This is a genomic window from Nocardia callitridis, from assembly GCF_039543305.1.
Taxonomy (GTDB): domain Bacteria; phylum Actinomycetota; class Actinomycetes; order Mycobacteriales; family Mycobacteriaceae; genus Nocardia; species Nocardia callitridis.
Genome location: NZ_BAABJM010000002.1, coordinates 134,311 through 147,439, shown reverse-complemented (window position 1 = coordinate 147,439; position 13,129 = coordinate 134,311). Strand labels below are relative to the sequence as shown.

General features: G+C 67.4%; 9 protein-coding genes. 3 read left to right on the top strand and 6 right to left on the bottom strand.

The features are described from left to right. Nucleotides 1-18 precede the first annotated feature (18 nt). Nucleotides 19-729, bottom strand: coding sequence for a TetR/AcrR family transcriptional regulator (locus tag ABEA50_RS09460; RefSeq protein ID WP_345494862.1), 711 nt, complete (start codon nt 727-729; stop codon nt 19-21). 145 nt (nt 730-874) lie between these two features. Here ABEA50_RS09460 and ABEA50_RS09455 point away from each other — a divergent pair, with 145 nt between their 5' ends. Together ABEA50_RS09455 and ABEA50_RS09450 are read left to right on the top strand one after the other, a co-directional pair. Beyond that, nucleotides 875-2,596, top strand: a complete 1,722-nt coding sequence (locus tag ABEA50_RS09455) for a GMC family oxidoreductase (protein ID WP_345494861.1) — start codon at nt 875-877, stop codon at nt 2,594-2,596. A 520-nt stretch (nt 2,597-3,116) separates the two neighbouring features. Continuing rightward, complete coding sequence (locus ABEA50_RS09450) at nt 3,117-4,067, top strand: NAD(P)/FAD-dependent oxidoreductase (RefSeq protein ID WP_345494860.1); 951 nt, start codon at nt 3,117-3,119, stop codon at nt 4,065-4,067. Between the two features lie 5 nt (nt 4,068-4,072). On the opposite strand, the gene ABEA50_RS09445 is transcribed toward ABEA50_RS09450, so the two are convergent. Then, nucleotides 4,073-4,822, bottom strand: a complete 750-nt coding sequence (locus ABEA50_RS09445) for a MerR family transcriptional regulator (protein WP_345494858.1) — start codon at nt 4,820-4,822, stop codon at nt 4,073-4,075. 412 nt (nt 4,823-5,234) lie between these two features. Here ABEA50_RS09445 and ABEA50_RS09440 point away from each other — a divergent pair, with 412 nt between their 5' ends. Next, nucleotides 5,235-6,524: a PucR family transcriptional regulator gene (locus tag ABEA50_RS09440; RefSeq protein ID WP_345494857.1), complete on the top strand. Its 1,290-nt coding sequence runs from the start codon at nt 5,235-5,237 to the stop codon at nt 6,522-6,524. 14 nt (nt 6,525-6,538) lie between these two features. On the opposite strand, the gene ABEA50_RS09435 is transcribed toward ABEA50_RS09440, so the two are convergent. From ABEA50_RS09435 to car, 4 genes are all read right to left on the bottom strand, one after another. Continuing rightward, complete coding sequence (locus ABEA50_RS09435; protein WP_345494856.1) at nt 6,539-7,738, bottom strand: GNAT family N-acetyltransferase; 1,200 nt, start codon at nt 7,736-7,738, stop codon at nt 6,539-6,541. A 49-nt stretch (nt 7,739-7,787) separates the two neighbouring features. Beyond that, a complete protein-coding gene (locus ABEA50_RS09430) occupies nt 7,788-8,555 on the bottom strand; it encodes an anti-sigma factor (protein WP_345494855.1) in 768 nt (255 codons plus the stop codon). Further along, a complete protein-coding gene (sigK, locus tag ABEA50_RS09425) occupies nt 8,552-9,214 on the bottom strand; it encodes an ECF RNA polymerase sigma factor SigK (protein ID WP_345494853.1) in 663 nt (220 codons plus the stop codon). The genes ABEA50_RS09430 and sigK overlap by 4 nt, the downstream gene beginning before the upstream one ends. Before the next feature lie 287 nt (nt 9,215-9,501). Further along, a complete protein-coding gene (car, locus tag ABEA50_RS09420) occupies nt 9,502-13,005 on the bottom strand; it encodes a carboxylic acid reductase (RefSeq protein WP_345494852.1) in 3,504 nt (1,167 codons plus the stop codon). Nucleotides 13,006-13,129: the final 124 nt, after the last annotated feature.

Genomic DNA, 13,129 nt, shown 5'->3' with positions numbered 1-13,129 from the left:
TCCATCGCAGCACACCGGTCACCGGGGCTCGGCCCCGACCGTTTCCAGCATGTCGTCGAGCAGATGCTCGAACAGCTCACCGCGGTCGGTGAAGGTATCCACCCCGTACATGTCGAACACGTCCGCGCTCACCGCGCCGATCATCGAGACCAGGAACGTCATGGCGCCCACCAGCACCCGATCGGAGGCCTCGGCGCCGGATTCCTCGCGGATGCGCGCGATGTCGGCGGCGAGGGTGGCCGAGAGGGCTCGCGCTCGTCGCGGCGCGGCCAGCTTCCCCGCCTGCTCGCCGCGCGCGAACAGCGTGAGCAGGGTGCCGATCACCCTGGTTCCTGGTCCTCCGGTGCGCTCGGCGGGCGCGGCGTAACCGGGAACCGGTGTGCCGTAGAGCAATCCGAAGCGCGCGGGTTCGGCCAAGGCCCACCGACGAAAGGCGTGAGCGAGTGCGCGTATCTGGGCGATCGGGTCGTCGTCGGCGGCTTCAGCGGCCCGCAACGCCTCGTCGACCGCGTCGCCCAGCGCGGTGTAGCCGTCGACGACCAACAAGGTGAGCAGTTCGTCGCGACTGCTCACGTACCGATACACCGCGGAGGACACGACGCCGAGATCACGGGCGACCGCACGCAGGGACAGCGCGGCGGCACCGTGGGTGGCCAGGTGATCGCGGCCGATCCGCACGATGTCGTTCATGGTTTGCGCCCTGGCACGGTCGCGTGGAGTGGTCGCCATGCGGACACCTTCGTCCGCGAAAGTGAGCGCTGTCAACTGTCGAGAGCAGCGCTCTGTGCGCTGGGCTACGCGAATTGGAAAACACAACCTACTCGGGAGTAGTGTAAGCCGAGTCACAAGGTTGGCACGACCCAAGGAGTTCCCCATGGACCAGCGGACGACGGATTACGACGTCCTCATCGTCGGCTCTGGTTTCGGCGGTAGCGTCACCGCGTTGCGGCTGGTCGAGAAGGGCTACAAGGTCGGCATCCTCGAAGCGGGCCAACGCTACGCCGACGACGAATTGCCCAGGAACAGTTGGGAACTCAAGAAGTTCCTCTGGGCCCCCAAGCTCGGCTGCTACGGCATCCAGCGCGTACACCTGCTGCGCAGCGTGCTCATCCTCGCGGGCGCGGGCGTCGGCGGCGGATCGCTCAACTACGCCAACACCCTCTACGTGCCACCGGAGCCGTTCTTCCGTGATGCGCAGTGGCGCGACATCACCGACTGGAAAGACGAGCTCACGCCCTACTACGAGCGCGCGCAGCGCATGCTCGGCGTGGTCCAGAACCCGCATATGACTCCGGCCGACGAGGTGTTCAAGAAAGTCGCCGACGACCTGGGCGTCGGCCACACCTTCGTGCAGACCCCCGTTGGCGTCTACTTCGGCGAGCCGGGCAAGACCGTGTCCGACCCGTACTTCGGTGGCGTCGGCCCCGACCGCACCGGCTGCATCGAATGCGGCGACTGCATGGTCGGCTGCAAGTACGGCTCGAAGAACACCCTCGTGAAGAACTACCTGTATCTCGCGGAACAGGGTGGCGCCGAGGTGATTCCGATGACGACGGTCACCGGCGTGCGCCCCCACCCCGACGGCACGTGGGACATTTCGACCGCGCGCACCGGCGCCTGGTTGCGCAAGAGCCCGAAGACCTACACCGCGACCCAGGTCGTGCTCGCCGCGGGCACCCGAGGCACCCAGCAGCTACTGTTCGCCATGCGCGACAAGGGCGCGCTGCCCGACCTCTCACCGCGTCTCGGCGTGCTCACCAGGACCAACTCCGAGTCGATCGTCGGCGCCGCCACCAAGAAGCTGCAACCCGGCGTCGACTTCACCAAGGGCGTCGCGATCACCTCGTCCATCCACCCGACCGAGGACACCCACATCGAACCGGTGCGCTACGGCAAGGGTTCGAACGCGATGGGGCTGCTGCAAACCCTGATGGTCGACGGTGGCGGTCGGATTCCGCGCTGGCTGCGCTTCCTCGGCCTGCTCGTGCGCAATCCCTTCGACCTGATCAGCTTCCTCAGCACGAAGAACTGGAGCGAGCGCACCATCATCTCGCTGGTGATGCAGCACCTGGACAATTCCATCACCACCTACACCAAGCGCGGCCTGTTCGGCCGCAAGCTGACTTCCAAACAGGGGCATGGTGAGCCGAATCCGACCTGGATCCCCGCGGGCAACGACGTCACCCGGCGGGTGGCCGAGAAGATCGGCGGGATCGCGGGCGGCAGCTGGGGTGAGATCTTCAATATCCCACTCACCGCGCACTTCCTCGGCGGCGCGGCGATCGGTGCCGACCCCGAGCACGGCGTGATCGATGGCTACCACCGCGTGTACGGCTACCCCAGCCTCAGCGTCGTCGACGGGGCGGCGGTCTCGGCCAACCTCGGCGTGAATCCCTCGCTGACGATCACCGCGCAGGCCGAGCGCGCCGCCGCCTACTGGCCCAACAAGGGCGAGGCCGACACCCGTCCCCCGGTGGGCACCGGCTACCAGCGGATCGCGCCGGTCGCACCCGCGCGTCCCGCCGTTCCCGCGAGCTCGCCTGCGGCACTGGTGCTTCCGATCGTCGAGGTGAAGAACTCGTCGGCGGCGAGCTGATCGCAGGCCGCCGCCGACGACAGCGTCGCGATGCTCGCGGATTTATCCGTTGGCGGCGGTAGTTTCTCGGTGACCTGGGTACTCGCCACGGACCCGGATGCGGCTTCCTCGGCCACCTCATCGACATTGTCGCGAACCACCCGGTCAGCGAAACCGCCTGCGTCACTGCGCATTCGGGACCGTTTGCGCAAATCCGGCGCGGTGGCTTCTCGACAGGACGCGGATGTCCGTTGGCTCGGCCGCCGAGGTTCGCGGCGTTGCCTCGACGGCCCCGCCGCGGGGTTCGATAGCTCGGCTTTCGTCGGCGCGCAGCTGTTCGAGGCCCCGTCAGCGACAACCATGACATGTTCGGATCGGCTCGAAGTCACTCGGTCGGTTCACCACCGGCACCGCTTGCCGAAGGCCGGCGGTGCCGCACGCGAGGAAAGCCGACGGGTGCTGTTGCCGGGCCCGAACTCGCCTGTCGCACATAATGATCAGCACCACCTTTCCGTGCCGGGGGGCCGGTAAGCTCGAAGCCATGCGCGTCGTCGTAGTCGGGTCGGGTATCTCGGGGCTCTCCACTGCCGCCGAACTGCTACGCGACGGCCATCAGGTGACCATCATCAGTGCCGAAGCCGTGTCCGCGACCACCTCGTTCCTCGCGGCCGCGGTGTGGTTTCCGACCGCGGCCGGACCCGAGGACCTGGTCCGCGAGTGGGGCCGAGCGACCTTCGCTCACCTCGAGGGGCTCGCGGTGGCGAGCACACCCGGTGTGCGCATGTGTGAATCGCTGGCGCTCTACCGCGAGCCGCCAGCGATCCCGGAGTGGGCGCCGACGGTGCGCGACTTTCGGCCCGCCGAGCCCGCCTGCCTACCCGACGGGTACACCCACGGCTTCCGCTTCGTCGTCCCACTGGTGGAGATGCCGATTTACCTGCCGTACCTGCACGACCAGGTCGCCGCCTCGGGTGCGCGCTGGCTGTATCGGTATGTGAACCGCCTGGACGATGTGGCCGATCTTCGACCGGACGTCATCGTGAATTGTGCTGGCCTGCGGGCGGGCGCGCTGGTGGACGACCCCGCGATGCATCCGATTCGCGGCCAGATCGTGCGGGTGCGTAACCCCGGACTATCGATGTCGATCCGCGATGAGCAACACCCCCTCGGCCGCGCCTATGTGCATCCGCGCGCACGGGATTGCGTTCTCGGCGGTTCGCTCGACGTGGACGCCTGGGACCGCACACCGAACCCCGAACTGACACAGTCGATCCTGGAACGGTGCCGCGACCTGGCACCGGAACTGGCCGACTGTGAGGTGCTGGAGACGCTCGTCGGTTTACGACCGGGCAGAGCCACCGTCCGGTTGGAGATCGACCACGACACCGTCGACGGTATCCCGGTGGTGCACAACTACGGCCACGGCGGTTCCGGCGTCACCATCGGCCACGGATGCGCACGCGCGGCGGCGGCGCTGGCGCACGCACTCTGACGCGACTACGTCTGGCGAGAGGCCGCTTCGGCCAACTGCTGCACCACCTCGGTGATGTCGTGACCGACGCGGCGATCCATCGAACGCCCGAAATGTTCGTCGGCCAGCACACGGGCCACCGGCCGCAGCTCACCCATCGAGTGCATGAGCTTCTCCACGTTCTCCGGTGACGCGTCGGCCAACGTGGGCGTCACCAGGTGCGTGCGGAAGGCGTGCACGAACATGAAGGCCATTCGGTCGAAGGCAGCGCCCAGCTCCCAGCCCATCGCGAGGACCGCGCGCAGCGGGATACCCAAGCGCACCAATTCCCTGGTGGCGTCGAGCAATCGCGGGCTGCTCACCAGCAACCGGTCGCCGTCGCGTTCGAGGTAGCCGAGCTGGACGGCCTCGGCCACCACCTCGTCGTCGACCTGATCGCCGAACTGCTCGCGCAACGCTTCGAACGAGGTCTGTACCGGCGCGGCGGGCGCCCATGGCACGGTCGCGGCGGATTCGAACCCGATCAGGTCCGACAGCGCGCGCCCCTCACTGGCCGCGTTGATCAGTTCCTCGATGCCGTCGAGGCGATACCCGCGCGCGAGCAGGTCGGTGATCAGCCGCAGGCGTTCGAGGTGGATGTCGTTGTACCAGCCGTTGCGGCCCTCTTTGCGCGGCGGTGGTAGCAGCCCGCGTTCTTGGTAGTAGCGCAGCGTGCGGACCGGGACTCCGGCCTCTTCGGCGAGCTCGGTGCTGCGGTACTCGCGGCGCTCATCCATCGGTACCCCTCGCGGCTCGTCGGTCGTCGGTCGAAATCGGTGCGATCCTGCCATAGCGGCGCTCAGGTCGCGCGCCACCCTGCATCGATCGGGTTTCGACCAGAGTATGCCACTGCAAGCTGGCAGCTTGCACACCTGCTTGCAGTACAGCAAGCAGCAATACCCACAAACAAGTTGGCCTCAAACACTTACCAAGTCAGCATTGATCGCTTAGTCTTCTGACTGTGCCAGTTAGAACTGGCTGCATTAATTGCAGATTGAACCACCGACGACGGCCACAGCCCTCGAAGACATCAGCGCGACCCCACGCGCGATGGGCTTCGATCGGCCGCGACGGAGCGAAAGCCGCAATGGGACATCGCCGCAGCGCACCGTGCGGAATTCCACGCGGGATCGATGATCAGGAGCCGGGATGACCGAGAACAACACCCTCACCACCCCCTATATCGTCTCCGGCCGCCCGGCCGCGACCCACCTGCGTGACGTCCGCAATGTCGCGCGCCAACTCGTCAGCCACTTCGTCGACAATGTGGTGCCGTGCCGCACCCTGCCCGGCGACGCGCTCCAGGGCGAGGTCACCACCGTGACCCGCATCTGCCTGGAGTTGGCGATGAACATGCTCGACGGCAACGACGTCCCCGCGAAAACCGAGCGGGTGCAGGCCGCGGCCGCGGAATGGGCGCGCGAAGGCATCCCCATCGACGCGATCCAGCACGCCGTCCACGAGGGATTCCGCGTCGGCTTCGACCTGATCTTCGCCCACGCCACCGCGCCGGACTACCCCACACTCGTCGACGTCGCGCGCCGCTTCATGGAGATCCTCGACCAGATCAGCTGCACGGTGACCCGCGCGTATGTGAAGGAACTGCGCGCGGTGACCGGGGAACACCACACCGCGGTGCACACGCTCACCTCCGCCCTGCTCGGCGGTCACAGCAACTCGACCATGGCCAGGGAGAGCGGCATCGCGATCGCCGACTCGTACTTCGTTGTCGCGCTGTCGATCCCGCCGCATCGCGACGAGTTCAACGTGGCACTCAACGCGCAGGTCGTCGCGCGGCGCAAGCTGCGCAGGGTGCAGGCCGAACTGGCCACCCGTGGCGCCTCGCACGCGTTGTCGCTGCTGAGCATCGACGGCGGCACGATCCTGCTGCCGACCGACCGCTTCGTCGACGGTTCGCTCGACGAGCTCATCACCCAGCTCTCCCAAGCCGCGCAGGTACCGATCATCGGCACCGTCCTACGTGGCGCCCCCGCCGACATCCCCGCGCTCACCGAACAGGCGCACGAATTGCTCGACATCGTGCAGCGCCTGCGGTGGCCGAGCCGCCTGCACCGATTCGACGAGCTCGTCCTCGAGTACCAGCTCACCCGGCCGGGACCGGCTCGTCAGCAATTGGCGACCCTGGTCGACCTGCTGGCCGAATATCCCGACCTGCTGGAGACATTGACGACCTACATCCGCAACGAACTCAACCGGCAACGCACCGCACGCGCGCTGCACGTGCACGCCAACACCGTCGACCACCGTTTCAAGCGGATCGAACAGATCACCGGCTACGACCCGGGACACGCGCACGGGCTGTGGTATCTGCGTTCCGCGCTCATCGCTCGCGTTTTCGAGTCGGGTGACAAAGACACCACGGTCGCGCCGAAAGCCGTGCCGCGCATCGCGACTCGGGCACCACGCGCCGCGGTCTGACGCCGCGCCCTCGGTCAGAAGAAGGTGCCGCTGAAGGGCTGTTCGTCGGTGACGAACAGCTCGTCCGCGGACCGAGCGACACCCGGACGCGATTCTTGCGCGCGACCCGACACCACCAGCTGGCGCCAGGAACTGGCGCCGAGGTAGACCGCGGCCAGCGCGGCGACGTCGGTGCGTAGATCCGCGGTGGCATCCACCCTGGTGACGCCGTCGGCGGCGATCCGGTAGACACCGGTATTCGCGCCTAGCACGTCATCGCGCACCTCGACCAGCACCGCAGCGGCATTCTCGCGGTAAGTACGCGCGTTCAGCGCGGCGGGGACGTCGACCAAACGCAGCCAGGTCTCGTCGCGAACCGCGACCGTCTCCACCGCGCGTGGGTCGGTGAACAGATGCGGTAGCGGATTGTCCGGCGCGGCGAAGGCGATCGTGATGGTGTGTACCAGGTCCACCGACAACAGGTACCGCACGAGTCCGAGCAGCGCCGCCGGTGTGGTCGCCACCAGATCGTCGACGACGATGGTGCGGTCGGCACCGGTGAACCACTGCGCGGTATCGATCGGGTGGTAGCGCAGGAACCCGTCCTCCGCGCCGACCGGGCCGTGCACCGCGACGTAGGCGGGATCTCCGGTCATCAATTCCTGTTGGCGCCACCAGTATTCGGGGCGATCGATAGCGCCGGTCCAGCGAATGTCGGCGGCCGTGTAGATCTGCGGCAGCACCTTCCATGCCTGCGCCCGGTCCAGCAGTCGCACCTCCCCCGAGGGCGGCACCGAGTCGCGCAACCGCGCGCGAGCACGCCGGATATTCAGCCGAACGAACGAACTCGCGACGCCGTAGCCGAAACGCTCGTAGATCAGCCCCTCCGAGGCGCGCAACGACGCCACCACCTCGCCGCGCGCGGCGATATCGTCGAGTTGGCGACGCAGCAGTGCGGTGAGCACACCTCGACGCGTATGCGTCGGCAACACACCCACCCTGGTGACCGCGGCATGCGGCACCCGCGCCCCACCGGGCACGGCCAGCCAACTGGTGAACGAGGTCGCCGCGCCGACCAACTGACCGTCCAGCCGCGCGCCGAGCGTGCGTCCCGGTTCCGACAGTGGCCGGTCGGGCTCGGTCATCGGCGGCAATCCGACCATGGCCGTACGGAATACGTCGGTGGCGGCACGGACATCGGCATCGTTGGTCAAGGTGCGGACTTCCACGGTCATCCCACCACTGTGCCCGATGGCGGGAGGACCGCGCGCGGTGGCTGCCTGGTCAGCTCAATGTGACGTTCGCGATGATCGGAGTGGTTGGCTGCGGCGACCCCTGCTCCGGTTCCATCGTCACCGCCAGGGTGTCTTGCGCGGTGATCTGCGAGACCGGCGCCGACGTGGACGGCATGCGCGCGAGAACGCCCGCCGAACGCGGGGTGCCATCCGCGCCGACCAACCACAGCTGATACGACGAGCCCGAGGGCGGCGGCGCGACCGCGTCGAAGCGGACCGCCGCGAGACCGAGTTCCATGGACGAATCCACGACGAGCCGCCCGCCACCGGTCATGGGCGCGGTGCTGGTGTGACTGTCGGGCTGTTCCAGTACCTGCGCGGCGACTTGGTCGCGGGTCGGTTGGTCTTGTGTGCGGTCGGCGATGATCGCGCCACCGGCGACACCGACCACGATCACGGCGGCGGCCGCGGCCAGCCAACCGGTCCGTGGAACCCTGCGCACCGAACGGAGGCCACCTCGGTGTGGCGTCCTCGTGGCTTCCTGCGGCGATGCTTGCCGCTTGGCGGGCATTCGGTCGAGCGCGGCCATGAGTTCGGCCTCCACCCGCGCCGGTGGCGCGAGCCGATCGAGCGCCGACAGATCGGCCATCGCCTCGCGCACCCGACTCACCGTGGAATCGAACTCGGCACCGGTCTCCGCATCCGCTGTACGCACACGATCTTCGATCCTGCGACGTTCCAGTTCGGTGACCGCGTCGAGCGCGTACGGATAGGCAAGGTCGAGTAAACCCCCGTCCTTCGACTCGATGTCGGTCATCGCTTGTCACTTCCCGTCAGGCAGTTCTCCAGCCTCCGTAACCCGTCACGGATGCGGCTTTTGATCGTCGGCAGCGGAACGTCGAGGTGCTCGGAGACCTCGACGTAGGTTCTTCCGCCGTAATAGGCCAACGCCACCGCTTCGCGCTGGATCTCGGTCAACCGGTCCAGACACCCGATGACCGCCTGCTCGTCGAGACGCTGGGTGACGTCCTCGGCGACGACATCGTGATCGCGACCCAAATGGGCGTGCCCGTACACGATGTCGCGTGCGGCGGCGGACTCTTCCCGACGCACCCTGTCGACGGCGCGGCGATGGGTCAGCATCATCAACCAGCCGATCGGGCTGGACAGCTTGCGGTCGTAGCGGTCGGCCAACGACCATGCCTGCAGGTACACCTCTTGGGTGATGTCCTCCGCGGCGGAATGGCTACGTAGTACACGCACGGCCAGCCCGAACACGCGGTGACTCGTCGCGCGATAGAAGTCGGTGAAGGCGTCGCGGTCGCCGTCGGCGACGCGACCGAGCAGGTCGGCCAGCTGCGCGCTCTCGGCGGCGGCAGCCGCCGCGCCGGGTCGGACGGAGCACTGTGCGGTGCTCGAATCGTCGTGTTCCGCGGAACGCAGACGGACCGGAGATGCCTCCGGTTCGAAGCTCATACTCTGTCCCATACGTGCATGGCTAGGGTTTCGGTGCGCAAACGTCGTCGGATGGGTGTGATGTACCCACAATGACACAACGTCGGCACCCGTGGCCAGCGGGCTCATGGATCCGTTCCTCTCTCGCGGTCAGCGAGTGAACGAAAACGGGCTGCGGTCGGGTGCCGAACGTTGTGTCGATGTCATGGTCTTGTCCGTTCCTCGCGCGACCTATCCGGCCGTCATGGCGTCGAATGTAACGAATTCGCCCTGTCGCGACACCCGGATGGGTGTGGGAACGGAACTCGCTACGAATCCAGGAGTTCGCGCGATTCGAGATCGCTGACGTACTTCGCGATGAGCGCCCGCGACAGGTGCGGAATGTCGCCGTCCCCACCGATATTCGCCGCCTGCACTGCCGCCTGGAACTGCTTGGCGGGCAGCATCGACCCCCGCACAGCGGGTTCGGGACGCGCGAACGCGTGCAGCAGCGGCAACACCGAGGCCTGCCGTTGCTTGTCCGGCAACGCGCGCAGCGCGGTTTCGAAGCGTTCCAGCCAGTCCGCGTAATCGGGCAGGCGACGCAGCGGCCGGCCCGATTCGATGAGCCAGTCCACGAATTCGTCGAGCGAGATGCCGTCGTCGTGCGGATTGAGCACGTCGTAGGTGTGGAATCCCTCCGTCGCCTCGGCGCCGAGAACGGTAATCGCCTCGGCGGTGAAATCGGCGGGCAAGCCGTCGTAGTGCGCGCGCCGACGCGCGCCGTCGGCCTCGGTCTCGTAGAACGACGGCGGCGCGATGCCGGTGAGCAACAGGCTCAGTACCAACCGGGTGAACATGTCCGGCAGGTTCAGCTGACCGCGGTAGCTGCTGTGGGCGAGGATCATGTCCGAGCGGAACACCGCGACCGGCAGTCCGCACAGGTCGTTGACCTCGCGCAGCAGCACCTCGCCCGCCCACTTGCTGTTCCCGTAGCCGTTGGCGTAGGCGTCGTCGACCGCGCGCACCGCGCCGATCTCCCTGATATCGCCGTCCTCGGAGAAGGTGTCGGGATCGATCTGCGCGGCGACCGCCACGGTGGACAGGTAGGTGATCGGCTTGCGCCGAGTGGTGATCGCCAAGCGGATGATCTCGGCGGTGCCGACCACGTTCGGGCCGAACAACTGTCGGTAGGGCAGCACGTGGTTGACCAACGCCGCGGGGTGCACGATCGCGTCTACGCGCTCGGCGAGCTCGCGCCACTTTTCTTCGCCGACACCGAGATCGGGCTCGCCGATATCGGCGGCGATCACCTCGAGATGCTCGGCGGCCAGCGTGCGCACGTGCGCGAGCAGCTGCGGGTCGCCGGTGTCGAACACCGCCTCGAGGCGGGCCCGCGCCGCACCGTCGTCGGTCGCGCGCACGGGGCAGATGACCGTCCCGCCGTGCTCGGCGACCCGTTCGAGCCAGGCCAGGCAGAGGAACCGGCCGAGGTAGCCGGTGGCACCGGTGAGCAGGACGGTACGCGGCGCCTCGACCACCGGTGGGAGTGTGCTTGCGGCGGCGAGGGTTTCGGCGTCGATGAACTTGTCGAGGGTCAGTTCGTCGGCGCGCACCTCGGAGCCGCTGTGCACGGCGTCGTAGCCGGTGACTCCGTTACCCGCGCCGCGCTGGGTCTCGATGTAGTCGGCCAATTGGCGCAAACCGTTGGCGGGGCTGACGATCACACCTACCGGCACGTCTACCGCGAAAATCTCGCCGAGCAACGTCGAGAACGACAGTGCCGACAGGGAATCGCCGCCGAGGTCGGTGAAGTGCGCGTCGGGACGCAGGTCCGAATCCGCGCAGCCGAGTAACGCCACCGCCGCACGGCTCACGGTGTCGAGCACCGGACGATCGGCGCCCTCGCGGCGCAGCTGCGCCAATTCGTCGGCCTGACCGTCGGCCAGCTCGGCGTACAGCTGTTCGAGGCGCTCGCCGTAGTGCGCTTTCAGCTTGGGGCGCAACAGTTTCGCCACGCCCGACAGCAGGCCGTTGGCCTCGGTGAACGGCTCGGCCTCTAGCAGAAAATCGCGGGGGATCTCATAGGACTGCAAGTCCGCGTGCTTGGCGGATTCCCGCAGCGAATCGGCCAGTGCCGCTTTGAGTGCGCCGTCGTCGGCGTACTCACGGCGCGCCTGCGGGGTGGGAACGATCACCGCGAGGACATAGGCGCGTTGGCTGTTTCCGTAGACGAAAATCTGCTTGATCAGCGGACTTCCGGCGTACACCGCCTCGAGATGCGAGACGGCCACGAACTCGCCCTGCGACAGTTTCAAGACATTGCTGCGCCGGTCGACGTAGGTGATGCGGTCGGGCCCGAGTTCGGCGACGATGTCGCCGGTCTTGTAGAAGCCGTCCTCGTCGAAGATCGCCGCGGTGACCTCGGGGCGCTTGTAGTAGCCGGGGATCATCGTGGCGGTCTTCACCAACAGCTCGCCGCGCGGGTGCGGCCGATCGGTGCCGAAGTAGCCGAGTTCGGGAACGTCGACGAGCTTGTAATCGATGACCGGCGGCCGCATGACCTCGTTGTCGAATACCACCACACCGCCGGTCTCGGTGGAGCCGTAACCGTCGTGCAGGTCCAGGTCGAGCACCGACTCTATGAAGGTCTTCATCTCCCCCGACAGCGGGGCGGTGCCGGTGAGCGCCATCAGCAGGCGACCGCCCAGAAAGTGTTCGCGCAGTTCGTCTTTCACCTCACGCACCGACTGCTCCCCCTGATCGGCACGCCGAGCCAACTCGCTCTGAAACTTCTGGAAGACCATGTCGCACACCCGGGGAACGAAGAAGAATTCCGTGGGACGCACCCGGGCGATGTCGTCGAACAAGGTCGACATGTCGCTGCTCGCCGCGAAGTAGGCGGTGCCGCCACGCGCGAGCGTCCAGATCAGGGTCGCGCGGCCCGCGACGTGGCTCATCGGCATGTAGTTGAGGTTGATCCCGGCCAGCGGAATCTCGGGGAACCACTGGGTGGCGACCATGCGCTCGGTGTACATCGCCCCCTTGGGCGCGCCCGTGCTTCCCGAGGTGTAGATGAGCAGCGACAGCGGGTCCTCGTCGGGAGCGGGCACGAACAGCGGCGCCCTCGGCAGGTCGCGGCCGCGAGCGATCAGCGCGTCGAGGGTGTCCAGACGCGTGCGGACACCCGCCTCGGCCAGGCGCACCTTCGCCGATTCGAGCGCCTCCCGTTCATCATCGACCTCGGGATGGAAGTCGAACACCGTCACGACCTCGGGTGCGGTACCGGCGAGCACGCACTCGACGACGGTGTCCAGCAGTTCGGGCGTCGCCGCGAGCACGCGCGGCTCGGTTTCGGCGAGGATCGAGGCCAGCTGCGTCGCCGTCGCGCCGGCCTGCAACGGCACCGAAACCAGGCCCGATTGGAGGCAGGCCAACTCGAGGGTGGCGTAATCGACGCTCGTGAATCCGATGCTGGCGACGAAATCGCCTGCTCGAAGCGGGGTTTCGGGATCGGAATGCCACGCGGACGCGATCGCGTCGACGCGGGTGCGTAGCTCGGCGTAGGTGAGGGTGTCGAACCGATCGAGAGTACGCAGCGCGGTGCGGCCGGTCGCGGGATCGGTCACCGGCTCCGAGGCACGCCGCCCCAGCGCGGGCCGATTCGCATAGCTCGTGGTCACCACGTCCATAACCTGCGCGACCCGCAGGCCTGGCACATCGATCGCGGTCCGCACGTCGGGGGAAGGATGCGCGGCACGGATCTGCGGATGCTCGGCGTACACCTCGGCGATGCGCTGCTCTAGTCGCTGGTTCTGGAGATCGAACTCCACGGCGTGCCTCCCTGAGTCGAAATTGGACAACCTTCGGTCATGCTCTGGGCGCACGTGATCAACCGGGGAGAAGACGGTGAGCGCTCCGGCGACACTGTCGGAGCTTCGCGAATCGGGGACGGAC